The sequence below is a fragment of the Asanoa siamensis genome (assembly GCF_016862555.1).
Classification (GTDB): Bacteria; Actinomycetota; Actinomycetes; order Mycobacteriales; family Micromonosporaceae; genus Asanoa; species Asanoa siamensis.
Genome location: NZ_BONE01000004.1, coordinates 41,950 through 62,807 on the forward strand (window position 1 = coordinate 41,950; position 20,858 = coordinate 62,807).

Genomic DNA, 20,858 nt, shown 5'->3' on the forward strand with positions numbered 1-20,858 from the left:
CGGGGGAGGCCAGCGTGTCACCGACGCCATCGGCGGTCGGCGCGCCCGTTACGGGCGATGCCGCACAGTCGTCTTTGCCCGCGCACGCGGCGGCGCTGCTCGCCGCACTGGCCGCAGGCGTCGTCGCCCAGGGCGGCTTCTACGCCGGCGGCCGCCTGGCCACCCTCGCACTGACCGCGGTCGCGCTCGGCCTGGCCTTCGCCGCCGCCCGCTGGTCGCGCCGCGACGCCGGCCCGCTCCTGTTCGCGGCCGGCGCGCTGATCGCCTGGGTCCTCCTGCGGGCCGCCCTCGCCGGCGGCCATGCCCCGACGGCGCTGGCCACCGCCGGCAGCATCGCCGCCCTGGTTTCCGCTGTCACGGTCCTCGCCCGCACGACGCCGGAGACCCGCGAGCAGGTCGTCGTGGGGCTGCTCGGCATCGGCCTGCTCGTGGCCGTAACCGGCTGGATCGGCGTCGCCTGGCACACCGGCCTGTTCGCGGTGCCGGTCGAACAGTCGTTGTGGCGGGCCGCGTCGACACTCACCTACCCCAACGCGGCGGCGGCGGTGCTGACCCCGATCGCGCTGCTCGCGCTGGCCCGCCACGCCCGCACACCGCAACCGACCGCGCTCGGTGCCGCGGTCGCCTTCACGCTGCTGGTCGGCCTTGGCGCGACGCTGAGCCGGGCCGCGGCGATCGCCTTCGTCGCCGGGCTGATCGTGCTCGTGGTCATCGCCGGCCGGCGCGTCCTCACCCGCACCGCCCCGGTCGTCGCCGGCGCCGTGCTGGCGGTCGGGGCGCTCCTGCCCTCCGTACCGGTCGACAACGAGCCGCGGCCATCGCTCGCGCTCGGCGGCCTCCTGGCCGGGCTCGCGGTGGTGGCCGGCGCCACCCGCGCCGGCCGCCGCACGGCGATCACGGTCGCGATCGGCGCCGGCGTGGCGGCCGCCGCCGCCTTGGCTGTCCTGGCCCGCCGCCCCGACCTGACGGACCTGGTCACCGACCGGTTCAGCGCGGCCTCGGCGGGCCGCAGCGGCGCCACCGGCGCGGCACTCGACCTGATCGCCGCGCATCCACTGATCGGCAGCGGCCCGGGCATCGCGAGCTACGCGTGGATGGACGACTCCGGCGCGGGCTACGTGGCGCGCTACGTCCACAACGAATACCTACAAACGGTCGTCGACCTAGGCGCGGTCGGCGGCCTCCTGCTCCTGGCCCTGTGCGGAGCAATCGCCCACACGGTCCGAAGTGGACTCCGAACCGCCGGCCCCCCGCCCGCGGCCGCCGTCGGCGCGACGGCTGGGCTCGTCGCGTTCGCCGTGCACAGCGCCTTTGACTTCCTGTGGCAGCCGGCCGTGCTGCCGTTGCTGGCCGGTCTTCTGATCGGCCTGGCAGGCCCCGTCCACAGCGAAGAACCCAGCTACCTACCCACGAAGGAGAGCGCATGAAGGTTCGTCTGAGCCGCACCCGCGGGCTCATCGTCGCGGCCGTCGCCGCGGGGGCGACAGTCGCGGTTGCCGTGCCGGCCGGTGCGGCCGTTCAGCTCCAGTCCGAGTCGCCGCCGGCGACGGTTCGCATCGTCGAGAGTGCTCAGCTCAAGGCCAACGGCGCCGGCCTCGTCGCCACCGTGCTCGTGAAGTGCAAGGCGGGCACCAGCTTCACGGCGCAGGTCGACGTGAGCCAGCGGGTCGGCGGGGTGGTCACCCGCGGGGGCGGGTACGTCTACGGCACCTGCACCGGCTCGCGCGAGCGGGTGAAGATCGGCCTGTCGCCGTCGCCCAAGGCGTTCAAGGCGGGCGAGGCCTTCGCCACCGCGGACGTCAACTTCGAGTACCCGTACTGGACCACCGTGCAGGCTCGCCGCGAGATCACCCTCGTCGGCTAGCAGGGCGCGCCGTCATGCGGTCTCCCTGCCCGAGCCGGGGAGACCGCGTGGCGGCGTCAGTCGCGCGGCGGTTCCATCGGCGTGAGGTCGGCCGACGCCCGCAGGTGCTTGCGGCGGATCCGGCGGACCGTACCGACCGTCGACTGCAGCTTCTCCTTGGCCGACAGGTTCTCCCGCCACATCCGGGCCATCGGCAGGTGCCGGGTCCGCGGCGTCATCAGGCCCGCCGCCCGCAGCGTGACCACCCGGCCCCAGACGGCACCGCGGGCCCGCAGCAGGTTGGGCTGCGACGCCGGCAGCAGCTCCGGGCCGACCTGCTCCAAGGTGACAGCGCCGGCGGCGATCGCGGCCTCGATGGCCTTGACGCCGCGCTCGGTGCGGGCCAGCACGAGGGAACGGCCGGGGTCGCCGGCGGTCGGGCGGTACCAGGGGTCGCCGACCGCGACGTCGGCGAACTCGCCGGTGTGGTCGGCGCACAGGTAGCAGCGCCACTGGCGGTGCTTCTGCAGGATGTCGCCCCACGACTGCTCGTAGGTCAGCGTGCGCTCGCCGTCCTCCCCGGCCACGCCGGTGCGGGCGTTGCCCGGCCAGCCGTTGCCGCGGTAGGCGACGTGCGTGATCGACGCCGGGTCGTCGACGCCCATCACCTTGAGCATCTCGAGGGTGCCCTGGGTCGACGGGGTGCCGGCGCAGAACACCGCGATGGTCAGGCCGACCTTGCGGTCGAGCTCGGGCCGCTCGCGGCGGGCCATCGACACGGCCGCGACGTCGCACGGCTTGCCGATGAACACGCACGGCGTCTCGGCCGCCTCGACCAGGTCGAGCCGCTCGCACGGGCTGGCCGGTGCATAGCGCGAACCGGCGTTGGCCAGCAGCTCCGCCCGGCTGCGGGACAGCCGCGCCTCGTTGAGATAGGGCACGTCGGCCCGGGCCCCGATGTGCAGGGCGCCGGTCAGACCCTCCTGCTCGATCAGGTAGGCGGACAGCGCGGTCGCCACGCCACCGCTGGACCCCGCGAAGCGGATCTCCGGGTCGGTCGCGTAGCCCTCGTACACCCGCAGCACCGGACCCCAGGCGTCGCGCAGCTCCGCGTACTCGCCGGGGCCAGGCGCCCCGGAGTCGTGCTCCAGCTTGACGCCGGGGCAGCAGCTCAGCGCGGCCGCCGCACCAGGGCCGCGGACGTTCAGCAGCGGCAGCGGGCGGCGCCCGTACTCCAGGACGTCACCCATGCGGACCTCGTCGGGCGCCAGGTAGGCGCAGACCCCGCAGCCGGTGCACATCTTGTGTTCCGCGACGTCGTGCACGTCGCGCGGCGTGGCGGTCATGCCCGCGACCGAGCCAGGGCCACGATCTCGTCCATCTGCTCTCCTGCCCGCCGGACCGCGACCGGCACGCGCTCGGCCAGTTCCGCCGCCGCGGCCGAGCGGTTGGACCAGGACTTCCAGAGCGTGTCGAGCAACTCGTCGTCGCCGAGCGTGCGGGCGTCCGCGACGTGCCGCTCCTGCCCGACGGTGGCGAACACCCCACGGGCCTTGAGGCTGTACGCGAGGATCGCGGCCGGTACGGCGGAGGAGAGCGCCGCGATCGTCGCGTGCATCCGCATGCCGCAGAACCACGCCGTCCGGCTGATCACCCACTTGGTCTGGTGCGGGTCCAGCCCGCGCGGGGTGATCGCGATCCGGTCGCCGTACTTGGCGGCCAGGTCGGCCCGCAGCGCCTCGCTGGTCGCGGTGTCGTCGTCGGTGCCGCCGGCGGCGAGCACGTGCGGCACGATGATCACCCGCGTGTCGGGCTCGTCGAGCACCCGCTCGCAGATCTGCCGGGCCACCCGCCCGCCGTCGCCGGCCAGCCGGAACTGCGCGATGCCCTCGGCCCGCGACATCAGGCCGCTGACGTTGATGCCCATCACCGGGCCGTCGGCCGCCGCGAACCAGGACGCGAGCTGGTCGAACGCCGGGCCCTCGGGAGCGCGCGGCTCCAGCCCGAACGCCACGTCGACGCCCTCGCGGTGCCGGCGCGGGTCGAAGTCGGCGCCGAGCAGCTCGCGCAGCGCCGCGTAGCTGTCGGGATCGCGGGCCCAGGCCATCGCCGCGCCGCGGGCGAGCCCGTGCGCCTCGGCCCGGATCCGCGGGATCTTGAAGGGGCCGTAGGTCTGCGGCAGCAGCACGAGCTTGCGCTTGCGCAGCAGGGACAGCTTCTTGGGCCAGGCGACCGTGCGGAACCGGTGCTCGCCGTAGATGTCGCTGAAGCTGTCGCCGCCACTGACGTCGAGCACCACGTCGGCGCTGTCGATCGCCCCGACGCCGTGGTTGCCCAGGCCGCCGAGCGCCGCGCTCACCCGCATGTTCACATAGGACTCGGGACGGTGGTAGCGGCGCGAGTGCCGCGCGCCCGCGAGGGTGATCGGCACCGGCTGGCCGTGCACGTACGCCGTGCCCTGCCGTTCGCCCCAACCGTCGTCGAAGACGGTCATCCGGGCGTCCGGCACGCGGGCCAGGAACGCGCCGACCGTCGCCGCGCGCAGGGCACCGACGCCGAGGTTCAATGTGGACCCGGGGACTCCGAACAAACACGCCGCCACGCTCACAGCGACATCACCGCCTTCTCACAGGTGTATGCCTCCGCATACCGCGACCGGCACTCCATGCCGCGCAGCCGGGCCAGGCCGAGGAAGACCTCGTCGTCCCACCAGTCGCGGCCCTTCTGCGACGGGAAGTTGGCGTGCAGCAGCTCCACCTTGCGGCGGGCGCGCTCGTCGGGGAGTGGCACGTAGACGTTACGCCGCCCCAGATCCCCGTCCCACTTGGGGATCTCGTAGTGCAGCACCACCGCGTCGCGGAACGCGGTCGGCACCAGCTCCGCCAGCAGCCGGTGGTCCTGGTGCGCGTCGTCCCGCGCCGGCGCGACGACCAGGTCGGCGCCGTCGGCCGCGGCCGCCTGGACCGCCGCCTTGGCCCGCTCCCAGTGGGCCGGCGCCCGGCCGTCGGGCAGGTCGTGCAGGACGAACTCGATCCGGGCGTCGGGCAGGAACGCGGCCGCCGCGGCGCGCGCCTCGGCCTGCCGCTCGGGCATACCACTGAGCAGGACGTATCGCACGTCCAGGCCGGGCACAACGGCGGCGAGACCGAGCAGCAGCCCGCCGGCCCCGATCTCGATGTCGTCGGGGTGGGCGCCGAACAGGACGACCCGCCGGACGCCGGCCAGCGTGAAGGGAAGCATCAGGAGATCAGCGCCGGGGCGAGCGAGCCGCCGGTGCGGTTGGTGTCCCAGAGCATCCACGGGCAGCGCGCCGAGTAGTAGAGCTGCTCCAGCTCGGCCCGGTCCTTGAAGGTGTCGGCCGCGCGCCAGAAACCCTTGTAGCGCTGGGCGATCACGCGGCCGCTGGGCATGAGCCGCTCCAGCGCGTCCGGAACGAGTTCCTCGCCCTCGCGCATGTGGTCGAAGATCTCCGGCCGGAGGATGAAGTAGCCGCCGTTCTCCCACTGCGTGAGCTCGCGCATCGGCGTGATGCCGGCCACCCGGTCGCCGTCGCCGATGTCGAGCATGTGGTGGGTCGACTGCACCGGCACCGCCAGCAGGCTGGCCACCGCGTCGCTGCCGTCGAACCGCCGGACCATCTCGTCGAGCGGCGCGTTGGTCAGCGTGTCGGCGTAGTTGGCCAGGAACACCGGCTCGTTCTCGACGTGCGGCCGGACCCGCATGAGCCGCTCGCCGATCGTCGAGTGCAGGCCGGTGTCGATGAACGTGATGTTCCAGTCGGTGATGTCGGTCGAGAACAGCTGCAGGTCGCGACCGCTCATCGCGAGCGTGAAGTCGTTGGAGAGCGTCTCGTCGTAATGCAGGAAGTAGTCCTTCACCGCGGCCGCCCCGTATCCGAGGCAGAGCACGAAGTCGGTGTGCCCGAAGTGGGCGTAGTAGCGCATCACGTGCCAGAGCAACGGGCGGTCGCCGATCATGGCCATCGGCTTGGGCGCGGACTGGGCGTCCTCCCGCATCCGCATGCCGAGGCCGCCGCAGAAGAGGACGACCTTCATCACACCACCTCGAGGTCCGGGATCGGGTAGACGAGCCGGCCGCCCCACTCTCGCACGTACGCGAGCTGGGCCGTGACCTCGGTCCGCAGGTTCCAGGGCAGCACCAGCACGTAGTCGGGGCGGTCCTGGGCGATCCGGTCCGGCGCGTGGATCGGGATGTGCGTGCCCGGCAGGAACATGCCCTGCTTGTGCGGGCTGCGGTCGACCGTGTACTCGAGGAGGTCGGCCCGGATGCCGCAGTGGTTGAGCAGGGTGTTGCCCTTGCCCGGGGCGCCGTAGCCGACGACGCGCTTGCCCTCGACCCGCGCGGTGAGCAGGAAGTCCAACAGGTCCCGCTTGATGTCGAAGACGGCCTCGGCGAACCCCTTGTGCCCCTCGACGGTGTGCAGGCCCGCCTCGGCCTCCGCCTCGAGCACCGACTTCACGTTGCTGGACGGCTCGCCGGCGGTGGCGCCGTGCCGCGCGTGCACCCGCATCGACCCGCCGTGCGTCGACAGCTCCTCGACGTCGACGACCACGAGGCCGGCGGTGGCGAGCGCGCGCTGGGCGGTGAGCAGCGAAAGATACTGGTAGTGCTCGTGGTAGATCGTGTCGTACTGGCGCCGCTCGATCAGCCGCAGCAGGTGCGGGAACTCCAGCGTCACCAGGCCTTCGGGCTTGACCAGCGCGGCCAGGCCGGCGGTGAAGCCGACCAGGTCGGGCACGTGGGCGTAGACGTTGTTGCCGGCGACCAGGTCGGCCCGGCCGTACTCGGCGGCCAGCGCCGCACCCGTCTCCGCGCCCAGGAACTCGTTGGCCGTGCGGATCCCTTTGCTACGCGCCACTTCCGCGATGTTCGCCGCCGGCTCGACGCCGAGCACCGGCACCCCGCGGGCGACGAAGTGCTGCAGCAGATAGCCGTCGTTGCTGGCGACCTCCGTGACGAGGCTCTCGGGCCCGAGCCCGAGGTGCTCGGCCATCGCGTCGGCGTACCGCTTGGCGTGCGCCACCCACGAGTCCGAGTACGAGGAGAAGTAGGCGTAATCGGAGAAGATGTCCTCGCCCGGCACGTATGCGGGCAACTGCACCAGCAGGCAGCTCGGGCAGAGCCGCACGTGCAGCGGGTAGAACGTCTCCGCGCTGTCCAGGCGGTCGGCCGGAAGGTAGCTCTCGCACAGCGGGGACATGCCCAGGTCGACGAAGATCTCGGTCAACTCCGCCGCACAAAGGCGGCATATGGCGGTTGTCATGCGCAGGTACCCCGATTTCGAGCAAACACCGGTCAGCGCGGTCGGTCGGCCCCGGTCCGCGCCCGCCGAAACGCTAGCCAGGTGGCCCATCGCCACGGGGCACGGAGTAAGAAGTCCGACACAAGTCCGGACCGTCCGGCCGGAGCGTCCGTAGACTCGCGATTCTCACCCCGGACAACGCTGCGGAGCTTCACCATGCGCACACTCGTGACCGGCCACGACGGATACATCGGCGGCGTTCTGGTGCCGCTGCTGCGGGCCGCGGGACACGACGTCACCGGCCTGGACATCAGCCTGTACGCCGACGGCGTGCTCGGCCCGCCACCGCCGGAGGTGCCGGCGCTGCGCGTCGACCTGCGCGACGTCGAGCCCGACCACCTGCGGGGCTTCGACGCGGTGCTGCACCTGGCGGCGCTCTGCAACGACCCGATCGGCAACCTGAACCCCGACCTCACGTACGACATCAACCACCGGGCGACGATCCGGCTCGCCAAGGCGGCCAAGGCCGCCGGCGTGCAGCGGTTCCTGTTCTCCTCGTCGTGCTCGCTCTACGGCGCCGGCCTCGACGACCGGCCGCTGGACGAGGAGGCCGGCTTCGCGCCCGTCACCCCGTACGGCGAGTCGAAGATCCTCTCCGAGCAGGGCCTGGCCGAGCTCGCCGACGACGACTTCTCGCCCGTCCACCTGCGCAACGCCACCGCGTACGGGTTCTCGCCGCGGTTGCGCGGTGACCTGGTCGTCAACGACCTCACCGCGCACGCGCTGCTCACCGGCGAGGTCCGGCTGCTCTCCGACGGCACCGCCTGGCGCCCGCTCGTGCACGTCGAGGACATCTCGGCGGCGTTCCTCGCACTGCTCGAGGCGCCGCGTGACGTGGTGCACAACCGGGCCTACAACGTCGGGCTGACGACCGAGAACTACCTCATCCGCGACGTGGCCGAGATCGTCCGCGACGTGGTCACCGGCTCGACGGTCACGTTCGCCGGCGGCGCCTCGGCCGACTCGCGCAACTACCGGGTCTCCTGCGACCGGATCGCCGCCGAGGTGCCGGGCTTCCGTCCAGCATGGACGGTGCGCAAGGGCGTCGAGCAGCTCGTCGAGGAATACGGCCGGCACGGGCTCACCATCGAGCAGTTCACCGGCGAGGGGCACCAGCGGCTCAAGAAGATCCGCGCCCTGCTCGCCGCCGGCCGGATCGACGAGCAGCTCCGGTGGACGTCGTGACCCGCTGTTCCGCGTGCGGCGACGACGACCTCGTCCCGTTCGCCGACCTCGGCACCATCCCGGTGTTCTGCGGCGTGCACTGGGCCAGCCGCGACGAGGCGCTCGCCTCGCCGCTCGGCCGCATGTCGCTGGCCTACTGCCCGTCCTGCGCGTACGTGCGCAACGTGGCCTTCGAGCCCGCGCTGCTGCACTACGACACGACGATGGACACCAACCTGCACCACTCGCCCGCGTTCCAGACGTTCTCCGCGGAACTGGTCAAGCACCTCACCGAGCGCTATCCCCTGCGCGGCGCGACGGTGCTCGACATCGGCTGTGGCCAGGGCGAGTTCCTGCGTGAGCTGTGCCACGTCGCCGGGGCACGGGGCATCGGGTACGACGCGATGTACGCGGGCCCGACCGGCCCGGACCCGTCCGGTGCCGAGTTCCACAGTGGACACGCCCCGCTCGACGGTTCGACGGAGCCGTTCGACTTCGTCACCTCGCGGCACTGGTTCGAGCACGTCGACGACCCGTACGCGTTTCTCGTGGCGCTGCGCACCCTGGCCGGCGACCGGCCGGTGCGCGGCTACATCGAGGTGCCGGACGCGTGCTACGACATGGCCACCGCGGGCTGGGAGGTCATCTACCCGCACGTCTCGTACTTCGACGCGTACTCCCTGCGGCGGATCGTCGAGCGGGCCGGCTGGCGGGTCGAGGACACCGGCCCGCTGTTCCAGGGCATGTTCCGGTTCGTGGAGTTCTCGGCCAACGTGTCCGGCCCGACCGCCTCGACCGCGCCGCTGCCGGGCGCCGACGCCGTGTCGCGTCAGTTGGAGGCGATCCGCGGCTTCGCCGCCCGGCACTTCGCCGAGCGCGACAGGTGGCGCACGCTGATCGCCGACCGGATCGCGGCCGGCGACCACCCGGTGCTCTGGGGCGCGGGCTCGCGCGGCGTGCAGTTCTTGCACCTCGCCGACCCCGACGGCAGGCTCGCGGCGGTCGTCGACGTCAACGCCCGCAAGTGGGGTAGGTTCCTGCCCGTGACGGGACACGAGGTCACCGCGCCGGAGACGCTGCGCGGGCTGGACACCAGAACCGTCATCATCACCAACCCGGCATACCGCGGCGAGATCGGCGCGACACTGCGCGGCCTCGGCATCGACGCCGAGCTGCTGGTGGCGTGATGCCCCGGGTCACCGTCGGCGTGCCGGTCTACAACGCGGCCCGCTACCTGCCGCTGGCGCTGGACGCGCTGCGCGCGCAGGACTATCCGGACCTGGAGATCGTCGTCAGCGACAACGCGTCGACGGACGAGACCTGGGAGATCTGCCAGGCGTACGCCGTGGCCGACCCGCGGATCCGGTTGTGGCGCAACGAGCGCAACCTCGGCGGGCACGCCAACTTCGCCCGCGTGGTCGAGCTCGCGTCGGGCGAGCTGTTCAAGTGGGCGGCGTACGACGACCTGTGCCGCCCCGGCCTCGTCCGCGCCTGCGTGGCCGCGCTGGACGCCGCCGGGCCGCGCGCGGTGCTCGCGTACCCGAAGACGGTTCTGATCGACGAGGACGGCGAGCTGATCGGGCCCTACGCCGACAAGCTCGACCTGCGCGACGCGCGGGCCTGGAAGCGGCTCTCGGGGCTGGCCAACAACATCAGCCTGTGCCACGCGCACTTCGGCGTCTTCCGGATCGACGTGCTGCGGCGCACCGGCCTGATCCGGCCGTTCCTGTCGTCGGACTACACGCTGATGGCCGAGGTCGCCGCGCTCGGCGAGATCCACGAGGTGCCGGAACCCCTGTTCCTGCGGCGGGTGCACGGCGCGTCGACCCGGCAGGCGGGCAACTCGGCCGCGGCCGCGACGTCGTGGTTCGCGCCTGACGGCGGGCGGGCCGCCAAGGCGCCGCGCACCACCATGCTGCGCCAGACGGTCCGCGTGCTGCGCGGCCATCCCGGCGGTCTCGCCAACTCGGCCGCGTTCCTCGGCACCTGGTTCGCCCGGCGGGCCCGGGTGCGACTCGGCGCGTGGCGGCGCCGGCTGACCGGCAAGCCGATGCCGGCCCTGACCGAGAGCGGCGCGTAGGTGGTTTCGGCACCTCCCGCGGCAGCGCCACCGGTCGAGAAGAAGCCCGGGGTCGGCAGCGCGATCGGCTGGTCGTACGTGCTGACCGGTGGTCGGGTCGGCGCCACCGTGCTGGTGACCTTCGTGCTCGCGAAGCTGTTGGGCCCGCACGAGTTCGGTGTGGTCGCGATGGCCACCGTGTTCATCACCGTCGCACAGACGATCCTCCAGCAGGGCCTGTTCACCGCGATCCTGCAGCGCGACAAGCTCACCCCCGAGCACCTGAACGCCGCCTTCGGCGTGATGCTGATCTCCGGCTTCGTGGTCGGCGGCGCCGCGGCGGCGCTGAGCCCGGTCTGGGCGCTGGCCAACCGCGAGCCGTCGCTGACCACGGTCTGCCTGGCGCTCTCGCCGCTCGTGCTGATGCAGGCGCTGGCCATCGTGCCGGAGGCGGTGCTGCGGCGGGACCTGCAGTTCCGCACGGTCGCCCTGCGTACGCTGGCCGCTTCGGTCGTCAGCGGCGTGGCCGGCGTGGTGCTCGCGCTGCTCGGTGCGGGTGTCTGGGCGCTGGTCGCGCAGGCGCTGGTCAACGCGTTCGTCGGGCTCGTGATCCTCTGGACGGTCTGCCCGTGGCGCCCGTCCGGCGGGCTGCGGCTGGGCGCGATCCGTGACCTGTGGAAGTTCTCGATGCACTCGGCCAGCGCGGGCCTCGGCTCGATGCTGAGCTCCAAGGCCGACGTGATCCTGACGGGCCTGTTCTTCGGCCCGGTCGCGACCGGCATCTACCGGCTGGCCGCGCGGCTGCCCGACATGCTGGTCGACGTGACCGTGCGGTCGCTGCAGCAGGTGGCGCTGCCGTCGCTGTCCCGGCTCCAGCACGATCGCGCGGCGTTCGGCCGGCACCTGACCACGCTGCAGCACCTCGGTGCGGTCAGCGGCCTGCCGCTGCTGGGCGTGCTCGTCGCGGTCGGCGGCCCGCTGATCGAGTTCCTCGGGCCGCAGTGGGACGGCACCCGGTTGCCGCTCACGCTGCTCTGCCTCTACGGGGCGCTCAACGCGTACGGGGTGCTGCTCGGCCCGGCCCTGCAGGCGATCGGCCAGCCGGCGAAGCTCGCGGCGATCCTGTGGACGCGCGGCATCCTGGGCGTCGCCGTGTTCGCCGCGGTCGGCGCGCTGCTGCACGACGCGGGCGCGGCGACCCAGGCGACGGCGATCGCGCTGGCGGCGATCGGCATGCAGTTCGCGATGAACGCGGCCTCGGTCTGGGTCACGGTCTCCCGCGCGGTCGGCGGCTCGGTCACCCGCTTCCTGGCGCCGACCCTGCCGTCCGTGCTGGCCGGCGCCCTGGCCGCCGCGGTGCCGTGGCTGTTCGGCGCGCTCGGCCTGTCCTTGCGCCCACCGCTGCTGACGCTGGTCGTCTACGGCGCGGTGGCGGGCATCCTCGCCGGCGGCGTGCTCTGGGTGACCGACCGCCGCCTGCGGACGCTGGTCCGGCGCAAGCTCGGCGGCCGGCTGTCCTGGATCCCGCTGAGCCACCCGCGTACGGGCCGGCACGTCGCCTGAAGCGTGTCCTAGCCGTCGAGGAAGGCCAGTTGCGCGGTCTTGTGCTCGGTGGTCACCACGTCGCCGAAGACGAAGCCGAGGCGGCGCCAGCGGGCCAGCCCGCGCTCGTTGCGGACGTCCGGCTCGACGACGATCCGCTCGGTGCCCGGCCGGCTCGTGAAGGCGAAGCGCAGCAGGGCGCCGGCCACGGCGCCCGTGAACCCGGGCACCGGCGGGTCGGCCGGGGCGAGCAGCAGGTGGATGCCGAAGTCGCCGTCGCGGACCGGGTAGTACTCGCCGATCGGGTCCGCGGCGGGCTCGTAGGTCTGGAAGATGCCGACCGGACGGTCGTCGAGCACCATCAGGTACGCGTGATGGGTGTCGAGGCCGTCGACGAACGCGTAGATCTCCCGCACCTGCTCGGGGGAGTGGTCGGTCATGCCCCAGAACTCGGCGCGCGGCTGCGTGACCCAGCCGTGGACGACGTCGAGGTGGCGCACCGGATCCAGGCGTTCGAGCGTGAAGGTGCCGAGGCCGGGCAGCTCCTCCCGGTAGGCCGTCATCGCCGGCCCTCCAGGGGCAGCGGGCACACGAGCATCCGATGTGGACGCCAGCCGGGGAACGGCACCAGGTCGCCGACGTGGGCGAAACCCGTCGCCTGCAACGCCCGCCAGACCCGCGCGTTGCTCTCGGACACGGCCACCGAGACGCGCTCCTCGGTCCGGCTCCCGCACAGCTCGCGGATCATCGGCACGCCCAGCCGGTGCCGGCGGTGCTCGGGGAGCACGAACGCTTCGCAGATCGCGAAGGTGCGGCCGGTCCACTCCTGCGTCACGGGCCCGTCGAGGCCGCGCCACCAGAGCGTTTCGGGCGGCAGCGGGCAGCCCATGACCGCACCGGCCAGCCTCCCGTCGACGTAGGCGACGGTCGCGGCGAACCCGGGCGCCTCGGCGGTCCAGACGAGCCGTTGCTCGACGGTCGGCTCACTGTGGTCGGTCAGGTGCAGGTCGGCCGCGTGGACTTCGCGGTAGACCTTGGCCAACTCGGTGATGTCGACGCTCTCGGTGAGCTCGACCGCTACTGCGGACAAGAGGGGCTCCTAGGTTTGGTTAGGCTCACCTAAGCACAGCGTGCCTCGCGCGACAAGAGTCAGCCGTGGCGGTCCAGGAGCTCGCGCAGGGCGGCGACTTCCGCGTCGAGGGCCGCCTCGCCGGCCGGGGTGATCCGGATCCAGGTCTTCGCCCGGTTGCCGTGGTAGCCGCGCTCGATCGCCACGAGGTCGGCGTCCGCCAGCACCGCGAGGTGGCGGGAGAGGTTGCCCGCGGTGAGTTCCAGCGCTTCGCGGAGGTAGCTGACCTCCACCCGGTCCGACTCGGAGGCGATCGTCAGGATGCCCAGCCGGTGGCGCTGGTGGACGGTGTCGTTCAGGCCGTTGGTCGGGAACGGCGCATCGTCGGTCACACCAGGCCCCGGGTCGACGTGCCGCGTTTCGCGGCCAGGGCGGCGATCGCGCCGCCGGCCAGGAGGATCGCGGCGGGTGGCACGGCGGCGAGCAGGAAGCTGAACCGGGTCAGGTCGCCTGGCTCGAACTCGCTGAGGTGGAACCAGCCGTTGACCGCGATCACCGCGGTCGCGAAGGCCAGCGCCACCGCGAGCAGGCCCAGGCTGCGTTCGAGGCGGGCCAGCACGAGCAGGCCGACCGTGATGACGAGGTGGGGCAGCATGCCCCGGTTGGCGACGCCCAGCATCGGCATCGTGAGCCACCGCGTGCCGTCGGATATCGCGCTGTCCATGTTGAACAGGACGAAGCGCAGCACGACCGGGAGCAGCAGCCCCACGGCCACGCCGATCGCGCCGGCCTTGACGTAGCCGCGGGTCGGGGTGGCGACGCCGGTCCGCTCGGCCCGCCAGTGGTACCAGGCGAGGGTGGCCAGGAAACCGGCGACCAGGGCGACCAGCCAGTACCAGCCGAGGGCCGCGGAACGGTCCAGGAAGACGCCGCCGAGCGCGGCCAACGGGTGGGCATCCGCGGGCGCGGGCTTTCCGTCGAACGGTGCGACGGACTCCACATAGAACGGTGCGGCGGCGGCCGTGAGCAGGCCGAAGAGCACGAGCGGGAACCAGTAGGCCTGGCGGTCCGCACGCGTGCGCCGGCGCAGCGCGGTGACCGACTCGAGCAGCTCGGCGGGTGACTGGTCGCGGTGCGGATCCGACATGGCGCGCCTCCTCGACACCTGCGGTACAGAAAGGTTTGCACCGCAAACCGATCTGCGCAAGGGGTCAGTCGACGACCGGCTGTCGGGTGTCGGCCCACAGGTTGGTGTCGGCCCAGGTCACGCCCGGGTGCGCGGGGCGGGCGACCACGCCGTAGCGGAAGTCGCGGCCGAAGACGTTGCGGCGGAAGATGACCGACTCGGCCGACAGGTCGTCGCGCAGGCCGACCGAGTAGTTGCCGCCGTTGCAGTAGTTGTCCTCGAAGACCAGGTCGCGCACCTGCGGCGTCGACGTGGAACCGACCATGACGCAGGCGTTGAGCGGGTCCTTCGCCGCCTTGTCGTAGGGCTCCAGGCGGTTGTGCTTGACCACGATGGCCGCGCCGCCGGTGGTCTGCAGGGCGTCGTTGTGCGAGCCGCCCGAGCGGGCCAGGTCGTGGATCCACGAGTCGACGACCGCGGTGTTGTTGCCGAGGCGCGGGCCGTCGATGACGTTGTGCACGTCGACGCGGCGCAGTGTGTAGTTGTCGCAGCAGACCGCCGTGGAGTTGACGCCCGAACCGTCGATCTCGACGTCCTCGAGCACCAGGTTCTCGGTGGTGTCGAAGGTGCGGACGGCCCAGGTCTTGCGGTCGCAGGTGATCCGCGACTGGCGGATCGTCACGTTCTTGGCGTGCACGTCGACGCAGCCGTCGATGTCGAGGCCCGTGACCACCTGGCCGTCGGTGACCAGGTCGAGGCTTTCGGCCTTGGTCAGCGTGACCCCCTCGGGCACGCCGGTGTTGGTCGCGCCGGGCCAGTCGGTCGGGACCTCGCCCTCGGCCGAGACCGCGGCGCCCGCCGAGGCGGCCGGCGCGCTGGTGGCCGCGACCGGCGGCGGCGCTTCGTCACCCTCGGGCAGCACCCACGGTGCCACGAGGGCGCCGACCAGCAGCAGGGCCAGCACGCCCAGCGCGATCGCGATCGGGCGGCGCCAGCGCACCCGCCACGGGGGGCGCGGCGGCGGGTCGCCGGGGCCACGCACGCGAGCGACGCCGACGGCGGTGTTGGTCACGAGATCCCCCAGGTTTCGCGCGGCACGACGCCTCGTGGGCGTCGCCGGGCTGCGAACGCATCGACGCTACAAGCAGGCATCAGGAGGTCACAAGACCTCAGCGAGCTTCCTGACGAGGCATGACCACCTCGCGGACGATGAGTTGGATCGCCGCCACCGCGGGAATGGCGACCAGGGCGCCGAGCACGCCGAACAGGCCGACGCCGACCAGGGCCGCCACGATCGCCGCCACGTCGCTCACCTTGACCGAGCGGCGCATCACCTTCGGGTAGATGAGGTAGTTCTCGACCTGCTGGTAGACGATGAAGAACACGGCCGAGGCGATGCCGATCGTCAACGAGTCGGCGAACGCCACGATGGTGACGATGACCGCGCCGATGGTCGCGCCGATCTGGGGGATCAGGTCGGAGACCGCGACGACCACGGCCAGCGCGAACGGGTAGGCCAGGCCGACGATCATCGCGAAGACGAAGGACGTGATGCCGGCCAGTACGGCGATCGCCAGGGCGCCGACGATGTAGGCACCGACCTTGGCGAGGATCTCGTCGGTGAGCAGCCGCACCCGGTCGCGGCGGGACGCGGGGACCAGGCCGTACGCGGCGCTCTTCATCCTGTCGAAGGACGCCATGAAGTAGATCGTGAGCACCAGCACGGTGAGCACCTGGAAGATGGTGCCGAAGATGAGCCGCGCGCCGCCGAACACGCCGCCCAGCGCCCGGCTGAACGTCTCGGGGCTGGCCAGCGACTTGGCCCGTTCCACGAGGTCGAACTGGCCGACCAGGTCGTTGATGGTGTCGTTGCGCTGCAGCGCCTCGATGTAGCCGGGCGCCGCGGTGATGAAGTCGCCGACCTGGGTGACCAGCGGCGGCACGAGCGCGCTGATCGCGCCGCCCAGCACCAGCACGAGGGACAGCGCGACGATCGCCACCGCGCCGCCGCGCGGCACGCCGATCTTGCGCAGCCGGACCACCGCCGGGTTGAGCCCGATCGCCAGGAACAGCGCGATGAAGATGAGGACCAGGATGCCGAACGCGTTGCGGACGGCGAGATAGGAGACGTACGCGAGGACCAGGCCCAGCCCGCCGACGAAGCCGAGCAGGAACGGGCTGCGGCGGAACGGCCGGCCCGGCCGCCCGTAGGGCAGCGTGTCGTCGTCTTCGGCGGTGTCGGCGGGCGGCGCGGTGCGTGGCTTGGGCACGGGCTCGTCGCCCGTCTCCCGCTGGTCGGCCGCCGGGGCCGGATCGTCGGCGCTCACCTGGGTCCCCCTCACCTGTCAGGCCCGGCACGTTACAAGACCGGTGCGACGGCCGCGAGACCGCCGCACCGGACCGGCTCCGGATCAGCGCAGGACGCCGATACCCGACAACCTCTTGTCGTACTCGCTGAAGGTCTGGTTGTCGTGCGGGGCGTAGATCCAGGTGTGCAGCGAGTCGGCCGCCGTGTCGATCTCGACCAGGCGCACCGGGTTGGTCGTGTTCGAGTGGAACGTCTGCAGGAACGAGTAGATCCTGTTGCCGTGCACGCCGGTGTCGACCCAGCTGCCGGCGACGCCGACGTGACCCGAGAAGACGAACCGGATGTTCGCGTACTGCTTGATCAGGTTGTCGTAGAGGTACTGCGGGCTGGTCGCACCGTACGACGCGCTCTGCTCGATGGTGCCGTTGCCGTCGATGTAGTCGTGCGTGACGACGATGACGTTGCTGCGCGGGTTGGCCGCCACGACGCCCTTGGCCCAGGTGACCGCCTCGACCCGCGGCCACAGCTCCAACGTCAGCACGAGCCACTGCGCGCCGCCGCCCTCGAAGACGGAGTACGAGTTGTCCACCTTGCCGGCCTCGAACTGCCCGCGGACCGCGCCGTACTGGCCGGCGGTGAAGAACTGGTTGAACACCGTGGTGTCGCGGACGAGCTCGCGGGTGCGGGCGGGGTCGCGGGCCGAGCCGCCGACGCCGGTCGCCTGGGTGTCGTGATTGCCGATCGCGAGGGAGTACGGGATCCGCGCGGTCTCGATCGGCCGCATGGCGTTGCGGGCGATGACGTACTGGGCGTGGTCGGGCGTGTCCCAGTTGACGACGTCGCCGGACGAGGCGACGAACCGCAGGTCGAGCGACGACCGGTTGGCGACCAGCCAGTTGGTCCGGTTGAGGAACCGGGTGTCGGTCGCGTTGAGGACCTCCTGCTGGGTGTCCGGCATGACCGCGAAGCTGAAGGTCGTGTCGACGGCGCCGGACATGTTCGCGTACGCGATGTGCACGTTGCGGTCACAGGCCGCCGACCGGTAATCGTTGACCAGTTGGATCTTGACCTGGTGGCTGCCGGTGGCCAGCGCGGGGCCGACCGCGTAGGTGCCGTACTGGGTCGCGCTGACGATCGTCGTGCGGCCGGCGACCGCGCCGTCGACGGTCACCTCGACGGTCGGCCATCCCTCACAGTTGTCGCCGATCGCGCCGATCTGCACCCGGCCGCCGCCGGAGATCGTGGTGGTCGCGTAGCTCGAGTCGGCCCAGAGCGAGGCGTGCACCCCGGAGGCCGGTTGGGGCGTGCCCGTCGCCGTGCGCAGCGCGCCGTTGACGACGGTGAACTGGGGCGGTTCGGCCGCGTGGGCCGGGGCGGTGACCGCCGTGGACAGGACGCTCGCGATGACCAGCGCGAACGCCAGCCTGGTCGTGCTGACCCGCATCGTCGATCTCCTCCATGCATGGTCGTCCATGGACAACCGGATGCTAGGGAGGCGAGGTGGACGCGAGCTGTCCTGATCGTGCCGGTCAGTCGGCGGCGAGGGTACGGCTCTTGCGCTCGCCGGCGTCGACGGTCGCGGTGAGGGCTCCGGCGTCGGCTTTCCCGGCGCCGTTCAGGTCCGGGTCGCCTTTGCCGTTGGCGTTGGCCGCGGCGATCGCGTCCGTGTCGATTTTGGCCGCGCCGTTGGCTTCCGCGTCGGACTTGGCCGCGCCGTTGGCGGCCGCGTCGACTGCGTCCGACGGGGTGGCGGGCTCCGGCGTGACCGCGGCGCGCGCACGCTCGGCCTCGGCCTCGGCCTCGGCCAGCTCCGCGCGTAGCTCGGCGAGCTGCTTGCGGGCCGCCTCGATCTCCTGCTGGGCGCCGGCCAGCGAGGCCGCCTCCTCGTCGCTGCGGCGGCGGATCGCGGCCGCGTGTTCCTCGGCCTGGCGGCGTAGCTCGGTCGCGTAGCGTTCGGCCTCGACCCGTTGCGCGGTCACCTGCTGCTCGATGCCGGCGCGCCACTGGGTCAGCTCGCGGTCGGCGGTCGCGCTGCGGGTCGCGTAGTCGGCCTCGGCGTCGCGCTGCCGCGTGCTGATCTGCTGCTCGAGCGCGGCCCGGTGCTGGCCCAGCTCCTGCTCGACGGCGGCCCGCCCCGCGGCGGCCGACTCGGCCAGCGCGGCCCGCTGCTCGGCGCCCGCGCGCTCCAGCGCGGCCCGCTGGGCGGCCGTCTCGCGCTCGACCGCGGCCCGCTGCGCCGCGACGAACTGCTCGGTCTCGGTGCGCAGCGCGGCGACCTCGCGCCCGGCGGCGGCGCGCAGCTCGGCCACCTCGCGCTCGGCCACGGCCCGCTGCCGGGCCAGCTCGTGCTCGACGGCGTCGCGGGTGGCGTCGGCCTCGCGGCGGGCGGTGGCCAGGATCTGCCCGGCCTCGTCGCGCAGCCGCTGGATCTCGGCGTGGCCGGCGGTGATCTGCGCCTGCACCTCGGCCCGGCGGGTCGCGTCGACCCGCTCCTCCTCGCCGCGTCGGGCGGCCAGGGCCAGCTCGAAGTCGCGGATCGCCGACGCCGCGTGCCCGCGGGCCTCGTCGACGAGGTTGTCGGCCCGGTCGCGCTGCGACTGCACCGACTTGTGCGCGTCGGCGCGGATCTCGTCGGCCTGCTCCTCGGCCAGCGCCAGGATCTGCTCGACCCGGGGCCCGAGGTGGCGGAACCGCACGACGTCGATGCTCGCGGCCTCGCGGCGCACGGCGGCCAGCTCGACCTGGAGCTGCTCGACCTGCGCGGAGAGCATGTGGACCTGGGCGAACCGTTCGTCGCGTTCCGCGAGCAGTGCCGCGATCTCCTGCTCGGCCTGACTGACGTAGCGCTCGACCTGACGACGGTCGTAGCCACGCAGCGCGGACTCGAAGTGGGGGGTCGCTGCTTCACCGCCCAGAGCGAACAGCTCCGCGCCGTTGGACATGGTCACATCCTCACACGCGACGTCCCGTGCTGCTCCGATACACACCGCATCGCGGGACGTGCGACTGTTGCGGCCGAATTGAGGGAGATACACCAATATTAGCGGAGGCCGGGCACGGCGACAGGCCGCACCGCGAACTCGCGATGCGGCCTGTCGTAGCCAGCGTGCAGCCCCTGCCGCGGATCAGGCGTTGGCCGCCGACTTGTCCTCGGCGTCCTTGTCCTGCTTGGTCTCCTGCTTCGGCGCCGCCACGGTCGGGACGATGCCGGCGAGGCCGGAGAGCATCTGACCGAGCTGCGCGGTGACCGCGTCCTTCTGCCGGGTGAGGTCCTCGACCTCGCGGCGGGCGGCCTGCGTGGTGATCTCGGCCTCGGTGCGCGCCTCGGTGAGGTGGCGGTGCGCCTCGGACTGGGCTTCCTTGAGCGCCTTGTCGGCCGCGTTGCGGGCGCGGTCGACGGTCTCGGCCGCGGTGCGCTCGGACTCGACGCGGCGCGCCTCGGCGCGCTGCTCGATCTCCTTGGCGCGGTCCTCGGCGGCGCGGGCGCGCTCCTCGGCCTCGGCGACCAGCTTCTGGGTCTGCGCGACCTGGGCGGCGTGCCGCTCCGACTCCTCGCGCTCGGACTTCTCGCGGCGCTCGGCGAGCTCGAGCGCGAGGGCCTGGAGGTCCTTGTCGCGCTTGTCGCGGGCGTCGCTGAGCATCTTGGTCGCCTCGGCGCGCTTCTCCTCGGCCTCGCGGCCGGCCTTGGCGCGCAGCTGGGTGATCTCCCGCTCGGCGGTGGCCCGCAGCGTCGCGACCTCGCGCTCGACCGTCGACTTGAGCTCGGCGACCTCGTGCGCGGTGACGGTGCGCAGCTGCTTGGTCTCGCGGTCGGCGTCGGCGCGCAGCGTGTCGGCCTCGCGCCGGGCCTGCACCCGGACCTCGGCGGCCTCGCGCTCGGCGGCGGTGCGGACGCTGCCGGCCTCGCGCTCGGCGCTGGCCTTCATGGCGGCGGCCTCGGCCCGCGCCTTGTCGGTGATCTCGCGGGCCTCGAGACGGGCCGCGGAGAGGATGCCCTCGGACTCGCGCTTGGCCTCGCCCCGGTGGTCGTTGGCCTGCTCCTCGGCGAGGCGCAGGATCTGCTCGACCCGGGTGCCCAGGCCCGACAGCGTCGGGCGGTTGTTCTCCTCGAGCTGCTTGTTGGTGTCGTTCAGCTTCTGCTCGAGTGCGCCGAGCCGCTGCTCGGCCTGGCGCAGGCGGCGCTGCGCGTCGTTGGTCTTCTGCTCCGCGTCGGCGCGCTCCTTCTCGGCGGCGGCGAGGCGGTTCTGGAGACGCGCGAGGGTGTCGTCGACCTGCCTGCGGTCGTAGCCGCGCAGAGCGACGGTGAACTCTTCCGTCGAGTTAGCGTTCTCGAAGAAGCCAAGGGAGGACTGCTGCTGGGGCATTGGGACATCCTGGCAGACCTACCAGGGGGCAGCGCAAGGGCGGTGCGGCCGATGTCGCCC

20 protein-coding genes are annotated in these 20,858 nt (G+C 72.5%); 6 read left to right on the forward strand and 14 right to left on the reverse strand.

Annotated elements, in window-relative coordinates; genetic code table 11:
* The first annotated feature begins 14 nt into the window (after positions 1-14).
* Entirely contained in the window at positions 15-1,427 is a 1,413-nt protein-coding gene (locus Asi02nite_RS03915; RefSeq protein ID WP_203710735.1) for an O-antigen ligase family protein, read from the forward strand.
* Positions 1,424-1,864 carry a hypothetical protein gene (locus tag Asi02nite_RS03920; RefSeq protein ID WP_203710736.1) on the forward strand — a complete coding sequence of 147 codons (441 nt, stop codon included), beginning with the start codon at positions 1,424-1,426 and terminating at the stop codon, positions 1,862-1,864. The genes Asi02nite_RS03915 and Asi02nite_RS03920 overlap by 4 nt, the downstream gene beginning before the upstream one ends.
* A 56-nt stretch (positions 1,865-1,920) precedes the next feature.
* On the opposite strand, the gene Asi02nite_RS03925 is transcribed toward Asi02nite_RS03920, so the two are convergent.
* From Asi02nite_RS03925 to Asi02nite_RS03945, 5 genes are read right to left on the reverse strand one after another with little or no spacing between them, the layout of a single operon-like run.
* Positions 1,921-3,189, reverse strand: a complete 1,269-nt coding sequence (locus Asi02nite_RS03925) for a Coenzyme F420 hydrogenase/dehydrogenase, beta subunit C-terminal domain (RefSeq protein WP_203710737.1) — start codon at positions 3,187-3,189, stop codon at positions 1,921-1,923.
* Positions 3,186-4,433: a polysaccharide pyruvyl transferase family protein gene (locus tag Asi02nite_RS03930; RefSeq protein ID WP_203710738.1), complete on the reverse strand. Its 1,248-nt coding sequence runs from the start codon at positions 4,431-4,433 to the stop codon at positions 3,186-3,188. Before Asi02nite_RS03930 ends, Asi02nite_RS03925 begins: the two co-directional genes overlap by 4 nt.
* A gap of 14 nt (positions 4,434-4,447) precedes the next feature.
* Positions 4,448-5,083, reverse strand: a complete 636-nt coding sequence (locus Asi02nite_RS03935) for a PIG-L deacetylase family protein (protein ID WP_203710739.1) — start codon at positions 5,081-5,083, stop codon at positions 4,448-4,450.
* Entirely contained in the window at positions 5,083-5,898 is an 816-nt protein-coding gene (locus Asi02nite_RS03940) for a glycosyltransferase family protein (protein ID WP_203710740.1), read from the reverse strand. The genes Asi02nite_RS03935 and Asi02nite_RS03940 overlap by 1 nt, the downstream gene beginning before the upstream one ends.
* Positions 5,898-7,127, reverse strand: coding sequence for a class I SAM-dependent methyltransferase (locus tag Asi02nite_RS03945; RefSeq protein WP_203710741.1), 1,230 nt, complete (start codon positions 7,125-7,127; stop codon positions 5,898-5,900). Before Asi02nite_RS03945 ends, Asi02nite_RS03940 begins: the two co-directional genes overlap by 1 nt.
* Positions 7,128-7,322: 195 nt before the next feature.
* Here Asi02nite_RS03945 and Asi02nite_RS03950 point away from each other — a divergent pair, with 195 nt between their 5' ends.
* The 4 genes from Asi02nite_RS03950 to Asi02nite_RS03965 are packed head-to-tail and all read left to right on the forward strand — an operon-like array spanning position 7,323 to position 11,952.
* Positions 7,323-8,351 carry an NAD-dependent epimerase/dehydratase family protein gene (locus Asi02nite_RS03950; RefSeq protein ID WP_203710742.1) on the forward strand — a complete coding sequence of 343 codons (1,029 nt, stop codon included), beginning with the start codon at positions 7,323-7,325 and terminating at the stop codon, positions 8,349-8,351.
* Entirely contained in the window at positions 8,339-9,517 is a 1,179-nt protein-coding gene (locus tag Asi02nite_RS03955) for a class I SAM-dependent methyltransferase (RefSeq protein WP_203710743.1), read from the forward strand. Before Asi02nite_RS03950 ends, Asi02nite_RS03955 begins: the two co-directional genes overlap by 13 nt.
* The gene (locus Asi02nite_RS03960) at positions 9,517-10,410 is read left to right on the forward strand and encodes a glycosyltransferase family 2 protein (RefSeq protein WP_203710744.1); all 894 of its coding nucleotides are present in this window, start codon (positions 9,517-9,519) and stop codon (positions 10,408-10,410) included. Before Asi02nite_RS03955 ends, Asi02nite_RS03960 begins: the two co-directional genes overlap by 1 nt.
* A complete protein-coding gene (locus Asi02nite_RS03965) occupies positions 10,411-11,952 on the forward strand; it encodes a lipopolysaccharide biosynthesis protein (protein WP_203710745.1) in 1,542 nt (513 codons plus the stop codon).
* 8 nt (positions 11,953-11,960) lie between these two features.
* Here Asi02nite_RS03965 and Asi02nite_RS03970 read toward each other — a convergent pair whose 3' ends face one another.
* The 9 genes from Asi02nite_RS03970 to Asi02nite_RS04010 all read right to left on the reverse strand — a co-directional run bounded on the left by Asi02nite_RS03970 (position 11,961) and on the right by Asi02nite_RS04010 (position 20,798).
* Positions 11,961-12,494: a GNAT family N-acetyltransferase gene (locus Asi02nite_RS03970; protein ID WP_203710746.1), complete on the reverse strand. Its 534-nt coding sequence runs from the start codon at positions 12,492-12,494 to the stop codon at positions 11,961-11,963.
* The gene (locus Asi02nite_RS03975; RefSeq protein WP_203710747.1) at positions 12,491-13,021 is read right to left on the reverse strand and encodes a GNAT family N-acetyltransferase; all 531 of its coding nucleotides are present in this window, start codon (positions 13,019-13,021) and stop codon (positions 12,491-12,493) included. The genes Asi02nite_RS03970 and Asi02nite_RS03975 overlap by 4 nt, the downstream gene beginning before the upstream one ends.
* A gap of 59 nt (positions 13,022-13,080) precedes the next feature.
* Positions 13,081-13,392: a transcriptional regulator gene (locus Asi02nite_RS03980; protein ID WP_203710748.1), complete on the reverse strand. Its 312-nt coding sequence runs from the start codon at positions 13,390-13,392 to the stop codon at positions 13,081-13,083.
* The gene (locus Asi02nite_RS03985) at positions 13,389-14,147 is read right to left on the reverse strand and encodes a hypothetical protein (RefSeq protein ID WP_203710749.1); all 759 of its coding nucleotides are present in this window, start codon (positions 14,145-14,147) and stop codon (positions 13,389-13,391) included. The genes Asi02nite_RS03980 and Asi02nite_RS03985 overlap by 4 nt, the downstream gene beginning before the upstream one ends.
* A gap of 64 nt (positions 14,148-14,211) precedes the next feature.
* On the reverse strand, positions 14,212-15,198 hold the full coding sequence (locus Asi02nite_RS03990; RefSeq protein ID WP_203710750.1) for a hypothetical protein: 987 nt from the start codon (positions 15,196-15,198) through the stop codon (positions 14,212-14,214).
* Positions 15,199-15,295: 97 nt separating this feature from the next.
* On the reverse strand, positions 15,296-16,396 hold the full coding sequence (locus Asi02nite_RS03995) for an AI-2E family transporter (RefSeq protein WP_203710847.1): 1,101 nt from the start codon (positions 16,394-16,396) through the stop codon (positions 15,296-15,298).
* A gap of 141 nt (positions 16,397-16,537) precedes the next feature.
* Positions 16,538-17,878: a carbohydrate-binding domain-containing protein gene (locus Asi02nite_RS04000; protein WP_203710751.1), complete on the reverse strand. Its 1,341-nt coding sequence runs from the start codon at positions 17,876-17,878 to the stop codon at positions 16,538-16,540.
* A gap of 85 nt (positions 17,879-17,963) precedes the next feature.
* Complete coding sequence (locus Asi02nite_RS04005) at positions 17,964-19,376, reverse strand: coiled-coil domain-containing protein (RefSeq protein WP_203710752.1); 1,413 nt, start codon at positions 19,374-19,376, stop codon at positions 17,964-17,966.
* 183 nt (positions 19,377-19,559) lie between these two features.
* On the reverse strand, positions 19,560-20,798 hold the full coding sequence (locus Asi02nite_RS04010) for a coiled-coil domain-containing protein (RefSeq protein ID WP_203710753.1): 1,239 nt from the start codon (positions 20,796-20,798) through the stop codon (positions 19,560-19,562).
* Positions 20,799-20,858 lie beyond the last annotated feature (60 nt).